The following is a 25,442-nucleotide window of genomic DNA, read 5'->3' on the forward strand; positions in this document are numbered from 1 at the left end:
CCCGGAACTCGAGTCACTTCTCCGATGGAACGGATTCCCGTGCGGGCAGGAATTCGTAGTCGTCCCTGCGCAGGGCGCGCAGGCGCAGGCGATAGTGCAGGGTCGAGCTCGGCCAGAGGACCGTTCCACCCTGTGAGCCGTTCTGGTACCAGTTGCGGCAGTTGGCGGGCGCCCAGACCGTCCGGGCGAAACGTGTCCGCATCTCGGCCAGGAAGCGGTCGGTCGCGTCCTGGCGCACGGTCAAGGCTCGGGCACCGGCCGACCGCGTCGTGCGGATGGCCTGAACCACGTAGCGGGCCTGCGCTTCGATGTTCGACACGACGCTCGTGTACGGCGCGAACCCGTTCGGCCCTCCGGCCATGAACATGTTCGGGAAGTCCGGCATCGCGAGCCCCTGGTAGCCGTGTATGCCGTCCCGCCATGCCTCCTTCAGCAGCCGGCCGCCGGTGCCGGCGATCTCGATCCGGTCGAACGAGCCGGTGAGGTCGAATCCGGTGGCGTAGACGAGTACGTCGGTCCGGTGTTCCCCGCCGGCCTCGTCGACGATCCTGTCCGGGCGCACTTCGGCCGGGCTGCCGGGCACGACGTGGACGTCCGGCCGGTTCAGCGTCGCGTAGTAGTCGTTGGAGAACAGGACTCGCTTGCAGCCCAGGGGATAGTCCGGCGTCACGAGTGCGCGCAGCGACGGGTCCGCGATCTGCTCGTCGATCTTCCGCCGCACGATCGGCTCGGCGACGCGCAGCAGGTCCGGCCGGGTATGGAAGCCGAAGCCGCGTTTCTCCCGTCGCAGGTAGATCCCCAGCCGGTGTAAGGATTGCGTGGCGGGGAGCGACGCGAAAAGCCGTTGCCGCCAGGCCGGGATCGCCGCGTCCACCTTCGGCAGCACCCACGGCGGAGTGCGTTGGAAGATAGTCAGCGATGCGGCTCGTTCGGCCAGGTGAGGCACGACCTGTACCCCGGAGGCACCGACGCCGACGAGCGTCACGTGCTTGCCCGTCAGGTCGACGTCGTGGTTCCAGCACGAAGTGTGCCAAGTGCTGCCCCGGAACGTCGCCGAGCCGGGCAACTCGGGAATCTGGGGCATGTGCAGGCCACCGACTCCGAGCACGAGGAACCGGCTGACGTAGGTTGTGCCGTCCGCGGTCTCGACGGTCCACTCCGCCGTGTCCTCGTCCCAGCGCGCACTCACCGCTTGGGTGCCGAAGCGGATCCGCGGCAACAACCCGCGTCGCACCGCGACGCCGCGAATGTATTCGAGGATTTCCTCCTGACCGGCGTAAGTCGAGCGCCAGAAAGGATTCTTGGTGTGCGAGTACGAATACAGATGCGCTTCGACGTCGCAGGCGGCACCTGGATAGGTGTTGGACTGCCAGGTGCCGCCGAGGTCCGGCGCCTTCTCCAGCACCACGAAATCGATGCCGGACCGCGTAAGTGCCACAGCCTGCCCTATCCCGGACAGCCCGGCGCCGATGATCAGTGCTTCTGTCCTGGTCGTCATCGTGTGCCTTCCTGGAGGAACTGGCCGATCTCGGGCCACAAACCGGTCCATACCTGATCGTCGTGCTCACTGTCGTGTGCCAACCCGGGCACGGTGATCATTTCCGCGGGCAGGCCCGCTTCCCGTACCCGGGCGGCGAGTTCTTCCGACTGTGCGAGGGGCACGACGGAGTCCGCGTCGCCGTGCACGATCAGCAGCGGCGCGCCGAGCGTGCCGACGCCGTCGAGCGGCTGCCGTTCCGGTGCGCCGAAGTAGCGTTCGACGTCCTCCGGGCTGTACCCGGAGTCCGCCGGGAGCAGCGTGCCGGGCTGGGACTGCTCGGCCGCGACCAGCATCGCCGGGTCGTACAAGCCCATCAGCAGTGCCGCGTGCCGCCACAGCTCGGGTCGGCGTTCCAGCGCCAGCAACGCGGTGTAGGCGCCACGGCTGGTGCCCACGATGCTGATCCGGGTGCCGTCGATCTCGGGCAGGTCGGCGAGGTACCGGGTGGCCGCGATGACGTCGTCGACGTCTCCGCCGCCCATTTCGGCCCTGGCGGTGAAATCGGGACCGTGCCCGGGCGCGCCGCGCTGGTCGACGGTGAGGACGGCGAACCCGGCGGCGAGCAGTGGCGCGTGCTCGCTGAGGTGCGCGTAGTCGCCGTCGGCGTTCAACGCTCCGCCTTCGCCTGGCGCGCACACCACGACGGCCGGATGCGGTCCAGGGACCGGGGGAACGCTCAAGTGGCCGTAGATCACCAACCCGTCAGCCGAAGTGATCTCGTGTAGCGCAGTGGCAGTTTCGGGCTGTGCACGGTCCAGCTCGTCGACGAGAAGCTCGGCGAGCACGCCCACGCTGAGGCTGCGCTGCAGCCGTACCGCGGGCACCGCGACCCCGAGTTGCCTCTGTAGCAGCACCCGTAGCTCGACCGCTGTGAGCGAGTCGACGTCGACGGCCTGCTCTTCGCCGAGCTGCTGCTCGGTGAGGCCCGTGGTGCGCTGGAGCAACGGCGTGACGAGCGCGGGCAGCATCGACGCGCGGTCGGCGGGGTTCGCCTCCCGTAGCCGTTTTCCGACGGATTCGTCCCCGCTGTCCGCGGCGCTGGCCGGAGCCACGGAGGCGAATGTCGGCAACGGCGCGAGTTGTGGATTCGCCCGTGCCCACCGCGGCCAGTCGATGTCGGCGACCGACACCTCCGTGGGCTGCGTGTGCAGCAACGTTCCCAGTTCGGTGACCAGCCTCGCGGGGGAAATGCCGAGGTGGCCGACTCGGCGAAGGGCATCGCCGACGAAGCCGTCGCGGCTCACCGCGACCCCGACATCGTCGACCATTCCCCAGCCGATGCTGGTCGCGGGCAGCCCCTGTGCGCGCCGGTAGCGGGCGAGGCCATTGAGGAATTCATTGGCCGTGGCGTAGGCGCCCACGCTGACCGCGCCCAGTTGCGCCGCGAACGAGGAGAACAGCACGAAGAAGTCGAGCCTGTCGTCCAAGGTTTCCCGGTGCAGATGCCAGGCACCGTTCGCCTTCGGCCGGGTCGCCGCGATGAGCCGAGCCGCGTCGGTGTTGGACAGCAGAACGTCGTCGAAATCGGCCGCGGCGTGCAGGACACCGGCGATCGGGGGCAGGTCGGCACGGACGTCCGTGAGGAGTGCACGCACCTGGGCGTGGTCGCCGACATCGGCCTTCTCCACGCGCACCTCGACGCCTTCGGCGGTCAGGTCTGTCACCAGCTGCTCGGCGGCGGGTGTGGTGGCCCCGCTGCGGCCGACGAGCACGAGGTGCCGCGCGCCCTGCTGGGCAAGCCAGCGCGCCACAGTCCGGCCGAGGCCGCCGAGACCACCGGTGAGGACGTACGTCCGATCCGACCGGACCGGCGTCCCCGGCAACGACGATGCCGGCACCAGCACTTCCTCGTCGGCCATGGACAGCACGACCTTCCCGCGGTGCTCAGGACTCGCCATGGCGTGGAAGGCCTCGGCGGCGTCCTTCGCCGGGAACTCGGCGACCGGCAACGGCTCGATCACCTTCTGCTCGTGGAGTTCAGCGACCTCCCGCATACATTGCCGGACTTCAGAGGGGTGCAGGGCCATCAGCTGGTCGTAGTCGAACGAGTGGAACGACAACGCCCGCCGGGTCGAGGCGAGCCGCACCGCGTGGTCCGCGACATCTCCCGGTTTGCCCAGCTCGACGAACCGCCCGAAGGTGCTCAGCGCCCGGAGGCTGTGGTCGATCATGGTGCCGGGCAACGAGTTCAGCACCACGTCGACACCGGCGCCGTCGGTCCACTCCAGAATGTCGTCCGCGAACGACGGCGACCGCGAATCGGCGACGTGGGTGAAGCCCTCATGGCGCAGGAAATCGCGCCGCTGCGCGCTGCCCGCGGTGACGAATACCTTCGCACCGAGCCATTTCGCGATCCGAGCCGCCGCGAGTCCGACGCCGCCGGCAGCGGAGTGGATGAGCACTCGCTCGTCGGCACGGACGTCCGCGAGCCGGACAAGGGATACATACGCGGTTGCCACGGGGAACAGCGACGCGGCCTCGGCGGGGGACAGCGTGGCCGGTTTCTTGACCACGCGCACCGCATCGAGCGTCACATGCGAGACGAACAGGTCCCGGCTGTGCACGAACACCTCGTCCCCGACTTCGAGATCGGTCACCTCGTCGCCGACCGCGACGACCGTGCCCGCGCATTCCATCCCGAGCGTCTCTCCGGAATGGTTGCCCTCGATCGCGTACGAGGAGATCAGCCCGGTGTGCTTGAGGACGTCCTTGAAGTTGAGCCCCACGTGGGACACCCGGACCTCGACCTCGCCGGCACCGGGCGGCCGACGAGTGGTGGCCAGGAAACCGAGTTCACCACCGGACGACACCATCCGCACGGGGGTGACGTCGGTGCGCGTGCGGAGGTGGTCGAGTTCCGAGCCGTCTTCGGCCTTTTTCAACCTCCGCACGTACCGGCCGTCAGGGCGGAGGGAGACTTCGTCGACTCCGTCGTGAAGGACTTCGGCAACCAGTGCCTCCTCCGACATGCCCGGGGCGAGATCCACCAACCGGCATCGCAACTCCGGGCGCTCTGCAGCGACGACGCGGCAGAAGCCCCACAACGAAGCCGCCGCCGGGTTCACCGTGGAGACACCTTGCGCACCCGTGGTCACGAGGAACAAGGGCACGACCGGCAGTTCCTGCACGAGCCGCAACGGTGCGGCGACCGGCGCGCACGCGGTATCGGCGTCGGAGCTGTCGACGTAAACCACACCACGGCAGGCCGAAGCCACGGAAAGCACACGATCGAGCCAATCTTCACCGGCCGGATCCACAGCGACGACGCCTGCTCCGGCTGCGGCAAGGTCCTTGGCGAGCCCGGCTGCCGTGGCCGACGATCCGATGACGATCCACCGGCCGTCCGGTTGCCGCTCCGACTCCTCCGGTAGCGGTTCCGGCTGCCACACGTGCCCGTAGACCAGCGACGGCGGCTCGTCCGCCGCTTCCGCGAGCCGCCTGGCCTGCAGGCCCCTCACCTCGGCGACGACGTCACCGTCGTCGGTCACCAGGGACAGATCGCATTCGATCCGGCCCCGGCTTGTGGCGGGGCGGCCCCGGCCGTGCACCCACAGCCGGGTGGCCGGGCTGCGGAAGAACTGCAGCGCATCGATCCTGGCTGGGACGTAGGTGCCGGGTTCGACATCGTCGCCGATCATCAGCCCACCGGCGATCACCGCCTGCAGCGCCGCGTCGAGCACCACGGGGTGTAGCCGATGGCCCTTCTGCTCGGCGGTGTCCAGCCGCAATTCGGCGAACACCTCGCGGCTCTCCTGCCGCCACCACAGCCGCTCCACGGCACGGAACGCCGGACCGTAGTTCAGGCCGGTACCACCGAGCCACGAGTACACCTCTTCGTGTCCGAGCTCTGGCAGCCCTTCAACCAGGCCTGCGAGTTCGGTACGACGTTCCGGCGTCCGCGCCTTGGCGAAATGGCCGCGGCGCAGTTCGGCGTGCAATGTCCACACAGGATCGTCGGGTTGGGTGCGGCTGTGGAGAGTGAGTAGCTGCCGTGCCGGGTCGAAACCTGCCCGCAGCGTCGGAATCGACGACGATGCCAGCACGAGCGGCCGGTGGAACACGACGTCTTCGAGCAGGCACGGCTCGTCGTCCGGGAAGACGGCCAGGGCGGCTTCCAGATAACCGGAACCGGGGAACACCACGGATTCGCCGATCCGGTGATCATCGAGGTAGGACAGCGTCGAGGTCGACAGCTCGATGTCGTGGACCGGCGTGATCCCGGCGACCGGTCTTCCGCCGAGCATGAGGTCGCTGGTGCCCAGCCGCTTTTCCCGCGATGCCACCGATTCCAGCCAATGCCGCTCCCGCTGCCACGGATAATGCGGCAGATCCAGGTGCTCACGCGGTCCTGGATGCACACGGTCCCAGGCCGGATCGGCGCCGGCGGAATACCGGTGACCGAGCGCGGTGAGCAGATACTCGCGCTGTGGTTCCTTGCGGTGCGACGAAGCCAGGCGGACGATGGTGTCGGTCCGGTCGGCCAGCGCCTCGTCGATCGCGGACGCGAGCACCGGATGCGGCCCGACCTCCAGCACGGCACCGGGAGCCCGGGTGAGCACGCGCCGGAACGCGTCGGCGAACCGGACCGTCTCGCGGACGTTGCGCCACCAGTAATCCGCATCGAGTTCCGGACCTTCGACCTGGTCACCGGTGACCGTCGAGAAAAGCGGGATTTCCGCGGGGCGCGGGCGAATCTCCCGCAACGCGGCGAGCAGCGGTTCGCGGATCTCCTCCATCTGGTGGCTGTGGTACGCCACCTCGACGCGGAGCGGTTTCACCGACGCTCCCGCGTCCGTCAGTTCCTTGCTCACTTCGGCCAAGGCGTCGTGGTCGCCGGCGAGCGTTGTCGCGTACGTGCTGTTGACCGCGGCGATCGCGACGCCGTCCCGCAGATACGCGGCGACCTCGTCCGCGGGCAGGTCCACGGCCGCCATCGCGCCGCGCCCGGCAAGGCGTGACTGCAGGTTCGCGCGGTGGAAGCTGATGGTGAGGGCGTCTTCGAGCGTGTACACGCCCGCTGCATAAGCGGCGGCGACCTCGCCGACACTGTGGCCCACGACGAAGGCAGGCTTGATTCCCCAGTCCCGCCACAACGCGGTGAGCCCGGCCTGCACCACGAAATTCGCGACCTGCGCGTACAAAGTCTCGGTCAGCCGTGAATCGGCTTCGTCGCGGCCGAGCTCGTCCGCCATGCACAAGCCGAATTTCGCCAGCACCTCGTCACAAGCTGCGACAACCCCGGCGAAACGTGGTTCCGTCGCCAGGAGCTCACGACCCATTCCCCACCACTGCGGGCCCATTCCGGTGTACACAAAGGCATTGCCCGGCCGCGTGGCCCGCCTCTGCTCGAAGTTCAGCTCCCGCAGCTTGGCCGCCGCCTCCGCCGTGTCCCCGGCCACCACGAATGTCCGCAGTGGATGGTGCTCACGCTGCCGCGATGCCGCCCGCGCAACCCTCTGCAGAGAATGGCTTTCCGGACTTTCCAGCATCGTCGCGTAGGAATCCACCAGTGCACGCAAGGCTTCCGGGCTTCGCGCAGACAGTGGCAGAAGAACCGGACCGGTCTCCGCCTCGGTCTCCGCGGGCGGCTCGGATGCCGTCCACTGCTCCAGGATGGCGTGTGCGTTCGTTCCGCCGAAGCCGAACGAGTTCACCCCGGCCCGGCGCGGGCCCGCAAACTCCGGGAACGGCACCATCTCCGTCGGCACACGCAGCGGAAGCTTGTCGAACGGGATCTTCGGATTGGGTCGTTCGAAATGCAGGTTGGGCGGGATCAGCCCCTTGCCGAGACACAGCACCGCCTTGATCACCCCGGCGATACCCGCCGCCGCTTCCGTGTGCCCGAAGTTCGCTTTGACCGATCCGATCCAATGTGTACGCGAGGAATCACCCAGGACCTCACCGATCGCGGTCGCCTCGATCGGATCACCCACCGCGGTGCCGGTGCCGTGGGCTTCGAAGTACCCGACGGACGCGGGCTCGACGTCCCCGACCTGGCATGCTCGCTCGATCAGCGTGCGTTGGGCGTCCACGCTGGGCACGGTGATCCCCGGCGTGCGGCCGTCCTGGTTCACCGCCGTGCCACGCACGACCGCGTGGATGCGGTCACCGTCACGCACCGCCGCGGGCAACGGCTTCAGAAGAAGGACACCCGCTCCCTCGCCGCGAGCGTAACCGTTGGCTCGGTGGTCGAACGACTTGCATCGGGCATCCGGCGAAAGGAACTGCCCTTTGGACATCAGGACCGTGGTGACCGGATTGACCATCACGTTCACCCCGGCCGCCACGGCGATGTCGCAGTCCCCGCGGGCGAGTGCGCCCACCGCATGATGCAGCGCGACGAGCGACGACGAGCATGCGGTGTCGAGAGTCAGCGCCGGGCCACGCCAGTCGAACGCATACGACAAGCGCGCGGCAAGCATTGTCATGCTTACGCCGGTCGGAGTGGCCGCGCCGACGAGATGCCGGTTCGAGTCGGTCAGTTGCAGCGTTGCCGCGTCGAAGGTGAACCCACCGACGTAGACGCCGATGTTGCCGGCCGCGGTCGACTTCGGCGGGATTCCGGCGTTCTCCAGGGATTCCCAGGTGATCTCCAGCAGCAGGCGCTGCTGCGGATCCAGCGCGGCGGCCTCTCGCGGCGACATCCCGAAGAAGCCCGCATCGAACTCGTCGACCGGATCCCGCAGGAATCCTCCCTGCCGTACGAACATCCGGCCCGGTGCGGCCGGATCCGCGTCGTAGTGGTCACCGATCCGCCACCGGTCGGCCGGGATGTCACCGATCGCGTCCGTCCCGGACGCGACCAGTTCCCAGAAACTCGGCATATCCTCGATCCCGCCCGGAAAACGGCAGCCGATCCCGACGATTGCGACCGGTGTGCTTGCCGCATTCGTATCCCCTGTCCCCAAGGCTGAACCTCCCGATCGGACTCCCAGTGCTCTCCAGGTTGGGCGATCAGGGGCACCGAAGCCGATCTCAAAGAGAGGGATATGTCCAGATCTACTGCAGTTGTGTACGAAAACACCCGTGCTGCGGTCAGGCTGTCTCTTGCGATGTGGTATGCGGGCAGTGGGCGATCAGGACGTGCCCAGCGAGGGCCTCGAACCCTGCTGTTTCGTGGAGTACACGACGAAATACACGTGATCGATCGGTCGAGCCTGTCAAGTGCCCGAAGGGGCAACTGTTTTATACCGGAATGCAAGCCTGCGCCAGAGTGTTGGACATTTTCGGTTTCCCGCACAGGATGGGACCAAGATTCCATCGTTCAGATGATCCCATTATTCGGGAAATCGGCTTGCGGTTGAGGGGAACTGCCATGCGCGAGATCTTCTGTGGATTGAAGCTCACCCACGACGGCTCCTTGGCCGCTATCGAAGACGATCGACTGCTGTTCTCGATCGAGGCCGAGAAGCTGGAGAACCGGGCCCGGTACTCGGCGTTGAACACGTGGAGCGACCTCCTCAGTGTCCTCAACGGACAGGGGCTGCGGCCGGAGGACCTGACGTCGATCGCGGTCGACGGCTGGGGAAAGACCGGGGGAGCGGACACCCACCTGGTCCACGTGATCGACGACGCCGGCGCACGGCGTCCAGTGCCAGTGGCCCCTTATCGAGACCGGCCCGGCACCGATGTCGACCCGCTCAGCCGTCCGTTCGAAACGGCCGGATTGTTCGGTGACGGCCCGGTGAAGTTCCGCAGTTTCAGCCATGCGACCGACCACGCGCTGGCGGGTTACTGCAGCAGCCCGTTCGCCCTGCGGGGTGACTCCGCGCTCATCGTGGTGTGGGACGGCGGCATGGCGCCCTGCCTGTATCACTACGACCCGGTCCGCCGCTCCTTGCGGCCGCTGCGCTGGCTGTCGGACGTCTTGGGCGGTCTGTACCCCATCTTCGCCACCCACCTCGAACCCTTCCGCACCGGGGACGGCGCCCTCGACACCGACGTCCGGAAGCTGGAGACGGTGATCCTGCCGGTGTCCGGTAAAGCGATGGCTTACGCGGCGTTGGGGAGCCCGGACGACGACGCCTTGGCCGCCATGGCCGCCGCTTCGGAGAAGCACCAGCCCACTGACGTCGTGCCCATGTACCTGTGGAGCCGCTCCGTCCTGCGCGACCTGGCGCCGAAGAAGCTTTCCGATGCCACGCTGATGGCGTCGATGCAGGAATACCTCGGCGGACTCCTGGTCGAGGCGCTTCGCCGGTTCGTCACCGAGCACGAAGAGTTCCGCGGCACGCCGCTGGCGCTGTCCGGGGGATGCGCACTGAACATCAAGTGGAACGCCCGGGTCCGGGACTCCGGCCTGTTCTCCGAGGTCTGGGTGCCGCCGTTTCCCAACGACGCGGGTTCGGCCATCGGCGCGGCCTGCGCGGAGATGATCGACCGCACCGGCAACAGCGCGCTGCACTGGTCGGCCTTCGCGGGCCCGGAGGTCGTCCCCGATACCGAAGTCCCGGCGGGCTGGACGTCGGCGCCGTGCTTGCTCGACGAACTGGCCGAACTGCTCGCCGTCGAAGGCGAACCGGTGATCGTGCTGACCGGCCGTGCCGAAATCGGTCCTCGCGCGCTCGGGCACCGGAGCATCATCGCTCCGGCGACCGACGCCGGGATGCTGGACAGGCTGAACGAGCTCAAACAACGCGCGTCCTATCGCCCGGTCGCACCGATCTGCCTGGAAGACGCGGCTCCCGACGTGTTCTCGCCGGGAACCCGTGACCCGTACATGTTGTTCGAGCATCAGGTCCGCCCGGAATGGCGCGAGCGGGTCCCGGCCGTGGTGCATGTAGACGGCAGCGCGAGGCTGCAGACCGTCGGCGCGGAGAACCCGGTGGCGCACGAGCTGCTGACCGCCTACCGGCGCCGGACCGGGGTGCCGGTGTTGTGCAACACCAGTGCGAACTTCAACGGATCCGGGTTCTTCCCGGACGTCGCTTCCGCCGCCCGCTGGGGAAAGGTCCGCTTCATCTGGTCGGAGGGCACGCTCTTTCGTTCCGGGGCCGGACTGTGACCACCGACCTCGCAGAGGTCTTCGCCCGATTACCGGAGATCCTGCGCGAGAGGCGGCCCTACCCGCTACTCGCCGATCTCCGGGATTCCTCGCCTTATCCGGCTTCGGACGGGGTCGTCGTGGTGGCGAAACACGAGCACTGCTCGGCGATCCTGCGTGATCCGCGGATCAGCAGCGACCGGAGTCGCGCGCGGATCTTCCGACAGGACATCCGTCCGGCGAGCCGGAAGCTCGTCGACCTCGATCCGCCGGACCACACCCGTCTCCGCAGCCTGGTGTCCAAGGCGTTCACCGGGCGGGCCCTCGTGCCGGCGGTACCGCGGATCAGTGCGACGGTGCACGACCTCCTCAATGCGGTGCCCGCCGACGGCCCCTTCGACGTCATCAGGGACTTCGCCTCGCCGCTGGCGTTGTCGACGGTCTGCGCCCAGCTAGGCATTCCCGCCGAGGATCACGAGCTGGTCGGTGGCTGGTCCAAGACACTTTCCCGTGGGCTGTACCCGCTTCCGATGGGTTCGGTGGACCAAGAGGCGACCGAGAACGCGGCGCGGGCGGGCGGGCGTCTGCTCGTCTACTTCAAGAAGCTGCTCGCGGAACCACGTTCGGCGCCGCGTGGGCCTGTACTCGACACCCTGCTGTACGCCGGAGACGAGGAAAACCGGCTGAGTGAAAGCGAAGTCCTCGGCATCTGCGTGCTGCTGGTCAATGCCGGTTACGAGACGACCGTCGACCTCGTCGGCAACGGCGTCCGGGCGTTGCTGGAACATCCGGACCAGTTGCGGCGTCTCGCCGAGGACCCGGAACTGGCGCCCGCGGTGGTGGACGAGGTGCTGCGGTACGACTCGCCCGCGCAGATCACCACGAGGGTCGCCGTCTCCGACCTGACCGTCGGTGGACTGCGGATCGCGGCCGGTGACCTCCTGGTCCTCCTGTTGGGTGCGGCCAATCGCGATCCCGCGGTCTTCACCAGGCCGGACGAATTCGACCCCGGCAGGACAGAACCCGTGCGGCATCTGGCTTTCGCGTCGGGCCCGCATTTCTGCCTCGGCGGCGGGCTCGCGCGTGCCGAAGGAGCCGCCGCCTTCGCGGCGTTCGCAGGTCGGGTGATCGAGCCGAAGCTGCTGGCGGATCGGCTTGTCTACAAGGCGACCCCGAGTCTGCGCGGGCCGGAAGTCCTCGAAGTCGCGTTCGACGGTATGCGTGCGGCGGCACCGGTGCCGTCCAGGGTTACGGCCGGCCACGGAGCCGGCCGGGAAGGGAGTCGGCCGTGACCGACGTGACCACCGCTCCAGGTGTGGCGCGGATCTTCCAGGAGCGGGTCCGGGAGCATGGTGAGCGGGAGGCCGTGGCCTTCGTCCGTGACCCGGACGACCCGGACGCCACCGTGTCCTGGAGTTACCGGCGGCTGCACGACGAGGCGAGCGCCGTCGCGGCCCGCCTCGGACGGCTGGCCCGGCCGGGAGACCGCGTCCTGCTGACGTATCCGTCCGGACCACATTTCGCCGCGGCGTTCTTCGGCTGTCTCTACAGTGGACTGATCGCCGTTCCGGCGCCGCTGCCCGTACGCTCCAAACAACAGAAACGGCGCTTGACGGCCATCGCGAGGGACGCCGATGTCTCGGTGGTCCTGGCCCACTCCGGCGACAGCGACGTCCTACAGGACTGGTTGTCCTCAGAGGAGCTCGACGATCTGGTTCCCGTGTTCACCGACGCTCTGGGACCCGTTCCGGCGGCGGACTTCTCCTCGGTGGAGGGTGGACCCGACACCGTCGCGTTCCTGCAATACACCTCCGGGTCCACGGGGGACGCCAAGGGAGTCGTGCTGACCCACGACAATATTCTGACCAACTCCCGGATCCTGTTCGAGATCACGGATCTGCCGCCCGAAGAGATCCGCCTGGTCTGCTGGCTCCCGCTTTACCACGACATGGGGCTGATCGGACAGCTGCTGAGCCCGCTGTTGTTCGGTGGCACCACGTATCTGCTCGATCCCGCTACCTTCGTCCGGCGCCCCTATTCCTGGCTACGCACCATCGACAGGTACCGTGCCACGGTTTCGGCGGCACCGGACTTCGCCTTCGGCCTCTGCGTCGACCGGATCTCCGACGAGGAGGTCGCCCGGCTCGACCTGTCGACCTGGAAAATGGCGACGAACGGTGCCGATTGGCTCAACCTGTCCACCATGCGAGGCTTCACGGACAAGTTCTCCGCCGCGGGGTTCAGTGCTGACATGTGCCCGGCGTACGGCCTGGCGGAGGCCACGCTGATCGTGGCGAGCCGCCGGTCGTCCGCCCTGCGGGTCCTCGACGCGGACCGGAACGCGCTCGACGGTGGGGCCTTCGAGGTCGCCGGCCCGGCCGAAACCGGCAAGCAGATCGTCAGTTGCGGTTTTCCGCACGAAATCGATCTGGAACTCGTCGATCCGGACACGCTCGAGCCCCTCGAAGAGGATCAGGTCGGTGAGATCTGGCTGCGCGGGCGCAGTGTCGCCAAGGGGTATTGGCACAAGGACGAACAGACCAGGCAGTTGTTCCACGCGACGACCGCTCAGGGCGACGGACCGTATCTCCGGACCGGTGATCTCGGGTTCCGTCACGACGGGGAGCTGTATGTCACCGGGCGGATCAAGGAGGTCATCGTCGTGCGGGGGCTGAAAATCTACCCGCAGGACATCGAGTCCGCCTTGCACGCGGAATTCCCGGAACTGCCGGGGATCACCGCGGCCTTCCGCCTTCCAGGACCCGAGGACGAACCGGACAGGGTCGTCATCACACACGAAGTGCGCGAAACAGCGGCCGAAGATCTGGCGGAACTGGCGCGAAAGGTCGTGCACCTGGTGGCCCGCGAGTTCGGTGCCCAGGTCGCCGCCGTGTCGTTCCTCCACCCGGGCGGAGTGCAGCGGACCACCAGCGGGAAGGTGAAACGCGGGGAAATGCGTGAACGCTATCTCGCCGGCTCGTTGCGCCCGATCTACCAACACACCCGCTGAACTCGAGTGCAGGAGACAGGAAATGATCGAACAGAACGATCTGCGACAGATCGACGAAGAAAAGCTGCGTGCGTGGCTGGTCTCCCGGGCCGCCGAGTACGGGAAACTGGACAACGCCGAGATCGACGCCGACACGCCGTTGTCCCAGTACGGCTTGGATTCGGTGAGCGCGGTCGCTCTCGCCGTCGACATCGAGGACGAGTTCGGGATCACGCTGGGTGTCGACACCCTGTGGAAGTACCCGACCGTGAACCTCGTGGTCGAGATGCTTCTCTCGACGCCCCAAGGGGAATCAGGGGAGTGGCTTCGGTGAGTGACCCTTCGACCACCCACACCGTCCAAGAGCGACGGTGCCCTGTCGACACCTCCCTGCATGGCAAACTCAGGACGACGGACTTCGCGGCGAATCCGTTCGACCTGCTCGGCGAACTACGGGAGACCGGGCCGGTGCACCGGTGCGAACCACCCGGTTCGGCCCCCATCTGGCTGATCACCCGGCACGCGGAAGGAGCCGCCGCGCTCACCGACCCCCGGTTGGTGAAGGACCCGACCGCCGTCGGCCTGCCCGCGGGATGGCAACCCGGCATGGAGACGTCCCAGCTCTGGTCGAAGGATCTGGCGAGTAACGACCCGCCGAACCACACTCGGCTGCGCAAGCTCGTGGCCCGTCCGTTCACGAAACGTCGTGTCGATGCGATGCGGCCTGGTATCGAGAAGGCCGCCCGGGAACTGCGCGAGAACATGGTGCGGCACGAGACCTTCGATCTGGTCACCGAGTTCGCCGGCGGGCTGACCACCGCCACGATCTGCGATCTGCTGGGTGTCCCGGCCGCCGACCGGGACACCTTCCAGGGGTGGGCGGACACGTTCTTCACCGTCACGGTCCCCGGGCAGGCGGACAACGACCTGTTCATCTCGATCACCAAGTATTTCGCCAGGCTCATCGCCCGCAAGCGCGACGATCCGCAGGACGATCTCCTGAGCGCGCTGATCAAGGACACCGGAGACGACAAACTCGACGGCCATGAACTGATCTCGATGGCGTCGTCGCTGCTGCTCACCGGACACGAGCCTGCCGTCCGGCTGATCGGCAACGTCCTCTTCAGCCTGCTGCACAGGCCCGGACTGGTCCGTGAACTGAGGGACGATCCATCGCTGATCCCCGCCACCATCAGGGAGATCATCCGATTCGACAGCCCGGCGCTCACTTCGCTCGTCCGCTTCGCCGCCGAGGACATCGAGATGGATGACGTGGTGATTCGGCGTGGCGACGCGGTTCTGGTCTCGTTGCTCTCGGCCAACCGTGATCCGGAGAAGTTCGAGCGGGCGGACGAGTTCCTTCCGGCCAGGGACACCACCGGTCACCTCGGCTTCGGCCTCGGCATCCACTTCTGCATCGGCGCGCAGCTGGCGCAGCTGGAGGCGGAAGTGGCGGTACGGGAACTGCTGCCACTGCTGCCGGAACTCAGCCTGGCCGTCCCGGAGAGCGAACTGCCGTATCATCCGGGGCTGCAGATGTACGGTGTGCAAAGCCTTCCGGTGCGCCTGCGTCAGGTGTGACGAGCCTTCGAAGGAATTGAAATCCGGCACATGATCTGCTCCACGAACGCGATCGAATCACTGAACGTCCGCTACAGGCGATTCGAAGGCGACCGTTACCGGGTGAGCAGATGGGGCCCGAGGTAGCCGACGCAGATCAGCTCGGCTTTGTCGGTGGCCTCGAGGAAGTGCAGCCGTGGGTACGGTGCTGTTTGGCTGATCCTGATGTGGGCGAGGTGCAAGGCGACGCCGGTTGCGTAGATGTCGGTGGGAACGGGACGTTCGCGCAGGCTGCGCAGTCGTGGGTTGTTCACCACGCTCTCGCTCTCTCGGGTGGCGAGTTGTGTCGCGGAGATCTTGGGTTCGTTGATGTCTGCTTGCAGGTAGGCCGCGAAGTTCCTGACCGGGCGCGCGTCAGCGTGCTGACCCAGTCCTGCATCGCTCCGGACGTCAGCACCATGCCCGGTTCAGCGCCGAAGGCCTTGAGCGTGTTCTCGGTAGCGTCCTCGATCGTGAATTGCTCGCGCCCGATGGGCACGGTCAAGCGAGTAAGGTCCATGTCCTTTTCGTTGCCGTATTCATCCACCAAACTGGTAGCGGCCATGATCCCCAAGGCGTCGTGCGCGGGATCGTCGGTCGAGCAGAATTGGCCTTCTGCCTCTGCGCGGCGTTCGTAGACGTAGAACCCGAGAAGCTCGCCGCGGTGTCCGTCCGGTGGTGACGGACAGAGGTCGAGGAAAGAGCACCAGCGGGTTCGGGCGGGGCAAACGGTCGAAGATCGGTCCCGGAAGCTCGCCGGACGTGCTGTCCTCCAGTTCGTCGACCAGGAGAGGGTGGATCGGGAACACTGTGCGCCTGGTCGTCGACCAGATGCGGTTGACCGCCAACGCCATGATGCTGTTGTAGATGGCTTGCTGCCATCGCTCCGGGCACGCTCGCCGGCACATCCAGCCGCGGCGCGCTCTCGTCCACGTCCCGCACCAGGGGCCAGCAGTGCACGTCGCGGACAGCCTTCTCCTGGCCGGCCATCCACCACGCCAGCCGCTCGATCACCGCCGTGGCCCGCTGGTTCAGGCCGAGCTCAACACTTGCCACCCGTGCACCCACTCCGATTTCCCTGCTCCTGTCCTCCGCCGACTGGCGCCGCCACCCGCCACCACCGGGCGCAGGAGACGTTGAAGATAGCGTCCTGACAGCGTCCCCGATTGAGTGGCCAGCGGCCTCGGCGTTGTTCTGGCTTAAGCTGTCGAAGGTGCTGTTCCATGGGATGAAAACATCGCTTGACCCACCAGATCACGATGCCTAGCGTTGACCCGGAATTGACCTGAAACTACTGTCGGGTAAGGCAATTCCTGCTTTCGTAGGCCGAGACTGGAGAGGCAAGACTGCACTGGTGAGATCGTGCCATGTCCAGGTCGTGGACACGAAGCCGATAAGGTCGCCGAAATGAGTGTCCTTTCCGTTCCGTCACGTTTCCGGCCGGCATCCGGATTTTGCAGGATATCGCCCTGGTCATCCTTTCGCTGATTAAGTGGTGGAGAATTGATGGTCGATACGGCAGAGCCCGAGGCGGTCGCCCTCGTCGGAGTGGCCTTCGAGTTCCCAGGCTGCGATGACTGGGAGAGTCTGACAGAACTGCTCCGTGCAGGACGCGACGTGATGCGTCAGATACCGGACGCGCGTGCCGACAGCACCGGTGTCGCGCGTTCCACGGGTGAGCGCGGCGCGGGCTGGATCGATGACATCACCGGGTTCGATTACCGATACTTCGGCCTGTCCCGGGCCGAGGCCGAGCTGATCGACCCACGGCAGAGGCGGATGCTCCAGCTTGCCGTGCGGGCGATCGGCGACGCCGGGTACGCGCCCGTGGAATTGGCGGGCGCCAACGTCGCTGTGCTGTCCGCCGATTATGGAGGGCCGCGGGCGAGTCTTTTCGACCTGCTGTCCCAGAGCGATCAGCGAACGGCCCTCGCCGAGACCGGCAGCCTGCACGCCTACCTCGCGGGCAGGATCGCCTTTCATCTGGATCTCAGAGGGACGGCCGAGGTCATCGACACCGCCTGTTCGTCGTTCTTGGTCGCACTGCACGAGGCCCGGTGGAAACTCGCTCGTGGTGAATGTGACGCGGCCCTCGTCGGCGGATACGAGCTCGCCTTGGGTGACTCGGCGCAGCGCAGCACCGACGTCGACGGGCTCGGCCTGCTTTCCCCCGTTGGCCGGTGCAGGCCGTTCGATGCGGAAGCCGATGGCTTCGCCACTGGCGAAGGCGGCGGCTTTGTCCTGGTCAAACGCCTCGCCGACGCGCTTCGGGACGGCGACTGTGTGCGCGCGGTGATCCGGGGCAGCGCGACCAACCAAGACGCCTCACGAACCACCGGGCTGACGGCGCCCAGCCCCAGTGCCCAGACCGAGGTGATCTCCGCGGCATGGCGGGAAGCCGGGGTGAGCGCGGCATCGATCGGTTACATCGAGGCGCATGGCACCGGGACGAAAATCGGTGATCCGCTCGAGGTCCAAGGGCTGGCCGGCGCCCTGTCGACCTCGCATGAACCCTCGTCGGTTCCCTGGCTCTCCTCGGTGAAGGCGAATTTCGGACACCTCGGCGGGATGGCGGCGTTCGCCGGATTGATGCGCATCCTCGCGCAGTTTCGCGGCGGAGAGATCTTTCCGACCGCTGGATTCCGGCAGCCCAACCCGCTGCTCGCGCTCGACGGGGTTCCGCTGCGTATCGCCGATCGGGTAGTGGCATGGCCGGCAGGCGAGCACAGCCGGTTCGCCGCTATCAGCAGCTTCGGCCTGAGCGGGACGAACGCGCACATGGTGTTCGAAGAGGGGCCTGTGACGGCGCGGCCGGCCCATGAAGAGGCCGCCGAGTGCACGGTGCTGTTGTCCGCGCGGGACACGACCGGGCTGGCCAGGCAGGTGGAACGTCTTCGAGATCTGGTGGCACGCGACGCGGCCGGGTTCGATCTGGCGGCCGCGGCCGAGGTCTTGGCCGCAGGTCGTGAGCACTTCCCCTACCGGCTCGGCTGGGTCGTGCGGAACACCGACGATCTCGCCGGCAGGCTGAGCACGGCAGAACCAGTGACGCACCCGACACAGGCCACGACGCCGGTCGTCGTGGCCCTCGGCGATCTCAAGGACGTGCCTCTTGCCCGGTTGAGGCAGCTGGCCGCTTCGTACCGTGGCTTCGCACGGGTCTTGGCGGAGGCGGCCGAACAGCTGCCGGAGGGACGTTGGTCGCCGACGCAGCGTGCCCTGCTGAGCATGCTCGGTTCCCTGGCGGTACTCGCCGACTCGGGGATCGAGCCCGCGCTGCTCCTCACGCATGGACTGGGAGGCCGTGCGGCACGAGCGTCGCACGGCGAGAGCGTGGGCGCGGCTCTCGATGCCGTCGCCGAACCCGGCGAGTTCGTCGAGCCGCCGGACGCGGCCGCCTTGAGTTCGGTGTTGCCCGGCGATTGCACGGTCGTCGACCTGACGCCGGGTACCGCGCTCTCCGCTCTGCTGCCCGCCGCCGTCCCCTTCGCCGAGGCGCTGTGCCGGCTCCACCTGCAGGGACGGGCCTTGGATTGGCAGGCCGTGCTCGGCCGTCCGCGACGACGGATCGAGCTGCCGGTCGCTCCGCTCTCCGAAGAGCACTGCTGGCCGCCGATCGCGCATCCGCGGAAGGAGACTGCCGAACCCGAGGCACCACGGCCGCTGCTCGGATCCATCGACGACATCGTGCTGGAGATGGCCCGCGACGTCCTCGGCGAGCCCGGTCTCGCCTTGACCGACGAATTCCTCGGCATCGGCGGCAACTCGTTGAACGGTACCCAGCTGATCGCGCTGATCAACGAGCGGTTCGATGTCGACCTCGACGTCCTCGACCTTTTCGAGCTGCCGGATCTACAAGCGTTCGCCAACGCGGTGGCTGCGGCGGCACCCGAATTCTCACCCACGAAAACCGATACGCGGTCGGCCGGTGAAGGCCCGTTGTCCGAACAGCAATTGGCGGTCCTGGCGGCGATGGGAAACGCTCAAGAGCCCGGGGCCTGCAACCGGCCCGCCGCACTGCTGCTCGACGGCGACGCCGACCCAGACGTACTCGCCGATCTGTTGACCTCTCTGGTGCGCAAGCATTCCATGCTCCGGGCGAGCTTGCGGGACACTCCGGACGAGCCTCGGCAGGTCATCGCCCCGGCCGAGACGGCGAAGGCCGGGCTGGAAGCGGCGGAACTGGTGATCTCCGGCGAAACAGAACTGGACAGGCGCAGGGAGCTGCTCGAGCAGGTCAACCGTATGGCGGCCGTGCCCGTCTCTCCCTATGACGACCCGCCGGTCAGGTATCAGCTGATCGATGTCCGTTTCCCCGATCGCACCCGGCAGGTTCTGCTGGTCGTCTTCCATCAGCTTTTCGTGGATGAATGGGGATGGCACAAGGTATTCGAGGAACTCATCGAGGGACCTGCCGCGACCCCCGCCCCACAGCGCCAGTACTTCGACTATGTCCACGCCCAACGTCGACTGTTGTCGGACGACGCCGAAAGTCTCACGGCGTTCTGGACCGGTTATCTGGCCGGCTCGCGATACACACCGCTACCGGCGGACACGTCACACGAGGGCGGCCTGTCTTTGGCCGCATCGAGGACCACGGACCCACAGCTGACCATCCCCGCCGGTACGGCCGACTCGCTCCGTGAATTCGCGCGTCGGGAGCGCAGCACACTGCACATGGTGATGTTGGCGGCATGGGTGGCGCTCCTTTGGGACATCGTAAAAGAACCCGAGGTCACCGTGGCCGTGATGGCAGCAGGCCGAGCACCGGAGGACGAACCACTGGTAGGCAATTTCGCGAACACGCTCGTCTTGCGAGCCGGGGTCCGCCCGGACGAATCGTTCAGCGATTTACTCGCCGTTGTCAGGGAAATGACCCTGTTGACTTTTTCGCACCAGCACCTGCCCGCCGATCGGATCGGCAGGATCGCCAAACGTGGCACAGCGCCACTGGCCAGTACGACGTTCACGTTCTCCGGTACCCCCGTCGGGCCGACGAGCCGTTTGGGAGACGACGGGCCAGGTGTCGAACTACTCGAACTCACGCCAGTTTCGTCCTCGTCGCCACTGAACTTGACAGTCCTGGTGCACAGTCAGGAGATTCGCTTGAACCTGCACTTCGCCGAGGAATCTTTTACCCGTGAGACCGTTCAGGTTTGGCTGAAGAACTACAGCGCCCTGTTGCGGAGAGTGGCCCTGCTGGGGCATGGCATCGCGGTGAGCGATCTTGTCAATTCGGGTATCGCCGAGAGGGCGCTCATCGCCCCGCGTGCGGATTCCGATCAGGTAACACGTGATTCCCAAGGCGCCGGTGTGCACCTTTCCCCTCGACACCGTTAGGAAGCCCATGCGCGTCGTGACCCCAGTTCGAGAAATCCTGTCGCCGTCGGCGATCTTCCACCAGGTGGCCGCGGTTGACGGTGGCCGTACAGCGATCCGGTGCGGGGCGACCGCGACGACTTACACGGAAGTCGCCCAACGTGCCGGAGGCATAGCGACTTGGCTGCGGGAAAAGGGCATCGGCCGAGGCGACATCGTGGCGACCTTGCACGACCGGTCGGATCGCCCTGTCGTGTCGATGCTCGCGGTCTGGGCGGTCGGCGCCGCCTATGTCCATCTTGACCCGTCCGACCCCGACCGGCGCCTCATGGCCATGCTTGAGACCGTGCGGCCCAGTGCCCTCCTCGCCGACTCGTCGCATCAGCGGCGCATACCGGATGGTTCACTTCCGAGCCTCGCCGTCGACGACGGCATACCGCTGATGCCGTATGAAGTGGAGCCCGATGTCTCTCCGGAGGATCTGGCCTACCTCGTGTTCACCTCGGGATCGACCGGATCGCCGAAAGCCGTGGCAGTCGAGCATCGGGCGGTGCTCAACCACCATTCCGCGATCCGGCGGTTCAGAGGCGAGATCGAGCCCGGCAGTTTCGGCCTCACCGCGGCGTTCACCGCGGATTTCGGCCTCGATTGTGTATTCGGCGCGTTGTTCACCGGCGGGCGTCTGGATGTGTATTCTCCGCGTACCCTGTTGGACCCTGTCGCGTTCGCGGCCGAACTCGCGAGTCATCCGGTCGATGCCCTGGTGTACACGCCCACCCTGCTCGAGGCGCTGAGCCGGGGAGAACGACTCGAGCGATTTCTGCCCAGCCAGATGGTGATCGTCGCCGGCGAGTCCTTCCCGCCTAGGCTCGCGCGAGCGATCCTGCGGGCACGACCCGATTTGCCCACATTCAACTCATATGGGCCGTCGGAGGCGACGATCGAAGTCATGCAGCACAGAGTTCGTGAACGGGACGTCCAGCGTCCCCGTATCCCGATCGGGCGACCTCTGGAAGGGGTCACCGCCTGCGTGCTCGACGAGAACGGCGCGGAAGTCCCCGACGGCGTCAGCGGCGTACTGCATTTGGGCGGGCAATGCCTGGCCAGGGGTTACTACAACGATCCCGACGCGACCAGCGGGAAATTCATCGTAGCCGCCACCGGGGAACGTCTGTACCGCACGGACGACATCGTCATCCGCAATGCCGATGGTGATTACGAGTTCCTCAACCGTGCGGATCGGCAACTCAAGATCCGCGGACATCGCGTCGAACCGGGGGAGGTGGAAGCCGCTCTCCTCGGACAGCCGGAAGTCGTCCAGGCTCTGGTGGTCCCGCAATCGGTGACCCCGGATGCCCCGCCACACCTCGTGGCGTACGTGGTCACGGAGCCCGCGGTACGACCTGAGGACCTCACCGTTCGGCTCCGCGCCGTCCTGCCGTCCGCGCTCGTCCCGAGTCATCTCCACACGGTGCCGTTCATTCCGCTTGGACCCACTGGAAAGGCCGATCTGACCGCTCTGCACGCCATGATCGCCCAGGTCGCCTCACCGGGTGCGGAGGTTGTTCGGACCAGCGTTCAGCTCGCGGTGGCCAAGGTCTGGTGCGCCGTGCTCGGCCGCGCGGAAATCGGCCTGGACGAGCGATTTCTGGAAGCGGGAGGTGACTCTTTGAAGGCCCTTCAGGTCTTCGCCGACCTTCGGCGAGAGTTCCCCGACATCACGATCGCCCACTTGTTCACCCACCCCACGATCGCCACGCTGGCACAGGCACTGGACGGCACCGAAACTCCCCGTCCTGCGGCGCATCCCACCGTCGTCGGGCTATGACCGACGAACTGAGCTCGTTGCGCGAGCTCGCTCGCACGTTCTGCGCGAAGGAACTGGTGCCGCATCAGAAGCGCTGGGCGGCGCAGAAGCAGGTCGACAGGGAGTTGTGGATCAAGGCAGGGAAGGCCGGTTTGCTCTGCCTGTCCATCCCGGAGGAATTCGGCGGAGGAGGGGGAACGTTCGCGCACGAGGCGGTCTTGCTGGAGGAACAGACCCGTGCCGGGGATTCGAGTTGGGGCGGCAGCGTGCACAGCGCGATGGTGGCGCACTACTTGCTGGACTACTGCACGACCCGGCAAAAGCACCATTGGCTGCCCAAACTCGCCAGCGGTGAACTGGTCGGCGCGATCGCCATCACCGAACCCGGCACCGGTTCGGACCTGCAGGGCATCAAGACCAAAGCGGTCCGGGAGGGCGCCGAATACGTACTGAACGGGTCGAAGACGTTCATCACGAACGGTGGCCAGGCCGATCTGGTCATCGTGGCCGCCAAGACGGAGGGCGGGCCTGGCGGTTATGACATCTCGCTGCTGGTGGTGGAGGCAGACCGGCAAGGTTTTCGACGTGGCCGGCCCCTGGACAAGACCGGCATGACGGGACAGGACACCACGGAACTGTTCTTTGACGACGTCCGGGTTCCGGTGGAGCACTTGCTCGGCGGCGCGGAGGGGCTTGGCTCACTCCAGTTGATGGAGCAGCTGGTTCGGGAACGTCTGATCATCGCGGTGACCTCAGTGGCGACAATGGAGACCGCGGTGGCCGAGACGGTGGCCTATACCAAGGAGCGCACCGCGTTCGGCGGCACTTTGTTCGATTTCCAGAACACCAGGTTCAGCCTGGCCGAGTGTGCGTCGGAGGCGGCCGTGTGCCGGGTTTTCGTCGATCACTGCATCCGGTCGTATCTGGCGGACGAGTTGGACATGGCCACCGCGGCGATCGCGAAGTGGTGGTGCAGTGACCGTGCGTATCGGGTGGTGGACGAGTGCGTGCAACTCCACGGCGGGTACGGCTACATGACCGAGTATCCGATCGCCAGGGCCTGGGCGGACGTCCGTGCCCAGCGGATCTTCGGCGGTACCAACGAGATCATGAAAGAGATGATCTCGCGTTTACTGTGATCCGAGTCCGGCCTCCGTCTTCGTGATTCGGAGAGGGCGGGCCTGGCAGGTCCGCTGGGCGCTCAACTTTCCCGATCTTCCGTTGATCTTGGCTCTTCACGTTCGTGGCCATGGGCCTGCTCCGTGGCTACCCGGCGATCGTCGTGTGTGCGCGTACTCGACTCGTCGACCTTGTGCCAGAAGCGTTCCCGGAGTCGATATCGGATCTCCGGGCTGAGGTCGTAGACGCCGATGTCGTCGGAAAGGTCCGTGAGCAGGGCACGATCGACCTCGCTCGGGATCGATGGCCGGCTGCGAGACAGTTCTGTCCGGCGGCTGGCGGGCGCGGCATCGAGCCAGGTGTTCAGAACGTTGCCGACGACTCGGTCTATGACCGGATCATGATCACTCACTGCGCGGTACTGCGACGCGACGACGGGCTCGGAGCCGGTGGTGCTCGTATAGACCACGGACGACGGAGACTCGGAAGTCCTTATGCTCGACGCGCGAGGCGGGGTTGTGTCCGTCGGCTCCGGCACGCGATTGCCGCTCGCCAGAACCGATGGGGATGGGACAGTCGCCTCGCGCTTGCGTTCGACAATCTGCTGAGGGCTGCCGGCGACCGCGCGAGCGCGCACGGCGGCGTCCAGCGCATCGCCATCGAGCAGGTCCAATCCGTCCGCCGCACCCTGCAGATGGCGGCTTACGCCATGTGGACGGCCTTCCTGGGTCGGAACAGCAAGTATCGTCACCTGTACCCCGTGCGCTTGTGCCTCGTCAACGGCCTCGGTGAGATCGTCGTCTCCGGACACCAGATACATGGAGTCGACTGCGGCATTGCGGGCGTGCGTCGCGAGATCAAGCCCGATTCGAAGATCTACGCCCTTCTGCTCGCCGCCGACCCCTAAACGTCCAAGACGGAGCTTCACCCGGCGCAGCAAGCCGATGCTCTCCTGCGTGGTGTTCGGCACTCCATTGGGGGCCGAGTCGTACCAGTAGATGCGGAGCAAAGGCAGCCCAGACTCCGCAGAAGCCTGTGCGGCGAGACTGTCGATCAGCGACTGGTAGTCCACAAAGACACTGGAGCGGAGGGACGTGCCCGTCGCCCGCGTTGCGGCAGCGGCAAGCAGATAGCCGACGTCCACGTAGACCGCGCAATGTGATCGCACTCCACCACTCCTCCATCAGGCGTCATGGGAACGTTAGTGCTCCCGGTGCAGCGCCGAACGCTCACATGCGTGCCGAGAGAACGGAGTTGCAAGCCTGTTACCTGACGGTGGCTACCGGCCCCCGGCGGAGGGCTGGGCCGAAGGTGCGGTGCAGACGGCGCTCGACGCCGTGTGGGGCGTCCTGCATCACGTCGGTGGCGAGACGGACCCGGCGACGTCTATGACGACATCGTGCGCGCGGACCTGCCCGGCTGAGCGAGCCGGGCGGTACCCGCGGCGAGGAGGGCGCCGAAAATCGCGCCGATCGTGTTCATCATCCAGTCGTTGGTGTCGCAGGCACGGCCGATCGCGGGCACGAACGCCTGCAGCGCCTCGATCACCGCGGACAGCGCCGAGCCTGCCGCGAACATCGTCACGGGCCGACGGGACGCCAGCGCGGCGAAGTAGACCGGCGGCAGGAACAGCGCGACGTTGGCCAGGAGTTCCACCGAGCCGAGCGTGGGCAGGGAGAACTGGACCGTGCACAGGATCTCGTCGATCGTGCGCCCGGTGGGCACCAGCGTCAGCGCGAAGACCGGCACGAGTGCCACTGCCGCGAGCGTCCAGAGGACTCGTCGCCTGCCCGCGAACAGATGGCCGAGGACGGCGCAGACGAGCGCGACCAGCAGGATCGCCACCGGCACGAGGGCGGAGTGCTCGAGCAGGAAGTTCGTGATCATGACGCCGATCCTAGGCCTGCGGGGGGCGAGTTGGTCGGCGGCCTCGATCGACAACGACTAGCCGCGGATCGGAGGTTTCGTCCCCATTCCAGCAGCCGCCGAATGTGTTATCAGGTAACACGGTTGCCCTAAAGTACCGCGTTTCAGCGTGATGGTTCTTGGTCGGATGGATACTGAGCGCGCGCTACCAGCGTATACT

14 protein-coding genes are annotated in these 25,442 nt (G+C 66.7%); 9 read left to right on the forward strand and 5 right to left on the reverse strand.

Annotated features, from left to right (window positions below; translation table 11 throughout):
* Positions 1-13 precede the first annotated feature (13 nt).
* Both SD37_RS10425 and SD37_RS10430 read right to left on the reverse strand, forming a co-directional pair.
* Positions 14-1,498 (reverse strand): flavin-containing monooxygenase, encoded by a 1,485-nt coding sequence (locus SD37_RS10425; protein ID WP_044851023.1) that lies wholly within the window; start codon positions 1,496-1,498, stop codon positions 14-16.
* The gene (locus tag SD37_RS10430) at positions 1,495-8,448 is read right to left on the reverse strand and encodes a type I polyketide synthase (RefSeq protein ID WP_083254927.1); all 6,954 of its coding nucleotides are present in this window, start codon (positions 8,446-8,448) and stop codon (positions 1,495-1,497) included. The genes SD37_RS10425 and SD37_RS10430 overlap by 4 nt, the downstream gene beginning before the upstream one ends.
* A gap of 407 nt (positions 8,449-8,855) precedes the next feature.
* On the opposite strand from SD37_RS10430, the gene SD37_RS10435 reads away from it, so the two are divergent.
* From SD37_RS10435 to SD37_RS10455, 5 genes are read left to right on the forward strand one after another with little or no spacing between them, the layout of a single operon-like run.
* Positions 8,856-10,544 (forward strand): carbamoyltransferase N-terminal domain-containing protein, encoded by a 1,689-nt coding sequence (locus tag SD37_RS10435; protein ID WP_044851025.1) that lies wholly within the window; start codon positions 8,856-8,858, stop codon positions 10,542-10,544.
* On the forward strand, positions 10,541-11,815 hold the full coding sequence (locus SD37_RS10440; RefSeq protein ID WP_044851026.1) for a cytochrome P450: 1,275 nt from the start codon (positions 10,541-10,543) through the stop codon (positions 11,813-11,815). The genes SD37_RS10435 and SD37_RS10440 overlap by 4 nt, the downstream gene beginning before the upstream one ends.
* Entirely contained in the window at positions 11,812-13,533 is a 1,722-nt protein-coding gene (locus SD37_RS10445; protein ID WP_052674879.1) for a fatty acyl-AMP ligase, read from the forward strand. Before SD37_RS10440 ends, SD37_RS10445 begins: the two co-directional genes overlap by 4 nt.
* A 22-nt stretch (positions 13,534-13,555) precedes the next feature.
* Entirely contained in the window at positions 13,556-13,846 is a 291-nt protein-coding gene (locus SD37_RS10450; protein ID WP_044851027.1) for an acyl carrier protein, read from the forward strand.
* Positions 13,843-15,093, forward strand: coding sequence for a cytochrome P450 family protein (locus SD37_RS10455; protein ID WP_145926578.1), 1,251 nt, complete (start codon positions 13,843-13,845; stop codon positions 15,091-15,093). The genes SD37_RS10450 and SD37_RS10455 overlap by 4 nt, the downstream gene beginning before the upstream one ends.
* Positions 15,094-15,188: 95 nt before the next feature.
* Here SD37_RS10455 and SD37_RS10460 read toward each other — a convergent pair whose 3' ends face one another.
* Positions 15,189-15,386, reverse strand: coding sequence for a hypothetical protein (locus SD37_RS10460; RefSeq protein ID WP_145926580.1), 198 nt, complete (start codon positions 15,384-15,386; stop codon positions 15,189-15,191).
* Between the two features lie 403 nt (positions 15,387-15,789).
* On the opposite strand from SD37_RS10460, the gene SD37_RS42545 reads away from it, so the two are divergent.
* From SD37_RS42545 to SD37_RS10475, 4 genes are all read left to right on the forward strand, one after another.
* Complete coding sequence (locus tag SD37_RS42545; protein WP_145926581.1) at positions 15,790-15,978, forward strand: hypothetical protein; 189 nt, start codon at positions 15,790-15,792, stop codon at positions 15,976-15,978.
* 639 nt (positions 15,979-16,617) lie between these two features.
* Positions 16,618-20,451, forward strand: a complete 3,834-nt coding sequence (locus SD37_RS10465) for a beta-ketoacyl synthase N-terminal-like domain-containing protein (RefSeq protein WP_052674883.1) — start codon at positions 16,618-16,620, stop codon at positions 20,449-20,451.
* A 7-nt stretch (positions 20,452-20,458) separates the two neighbouring features.
* Positions 20,459-22,258 (forward strand): non-ribosomal peptide synthetase, encoded by a 1,800-nt coding sequence (locus SD37_RS10470; RefSeq protein WP_044851030.1) that lies wholly within the window; start codon positions 20,459-20,461, stop codon positions 22,256-22,258.
* A complete protein-coding gene (locus SD37_RS10475; RefSeq protein ID WP_044851031.1) occupies positions 22,255-23,376 on the forward strand; it encodes an acyl-CoA dehydrogenase family protein in 1,122 nt (373 codons plus the stop codon). Before SD37_RS10470 ends, SD37_RS10475 begins: the two co-directional genes overlap by 4 nt.
* A 62-nt stretch (positions 23,377-23,438) precedes the next feature.
* Here SD37_RS10475 and SD37_RS10480 read toward each other — a convergent pair whose 3' ends face one another.
* Both SD37_RS10480 and SD37_RS10485 read right to left on the reverse strand, forming a co-directional pair.
* Entirely contained in the window at positions 23,439-24,524 is a 1,086-nt protein-coding gene (locus tag SD37_RS10480) for an NYN domain-containing protein (protein WP_083254929.1), read from the reverse strand.
* 218 nt (positions 24,525-24,742) lie between these two features.
* On the reverse strand, positions 24,743-25,243 hold the full coding sequence (locus SD37_RS10485) for a VanZ family protein (RefSeq protein WP_044851084.1): 501 nt from the start codon (positions 25,241-25,243) through the stop codon (positions 24,743-24,745).
* Between the last annotated feature and the right edge of the window lie 199 nt (positions 25,244-25,442).

Source organism: Amycolatopsis orientalis (genome assembly GCF_000943515.2).
Classification (GTDB): Bacteria; Actinomycetota; Actinomycetes; order Mycobacteriales; family Pseudonocardiaceae; genus Amycolatopsis; species Amycolatopsis orientalis.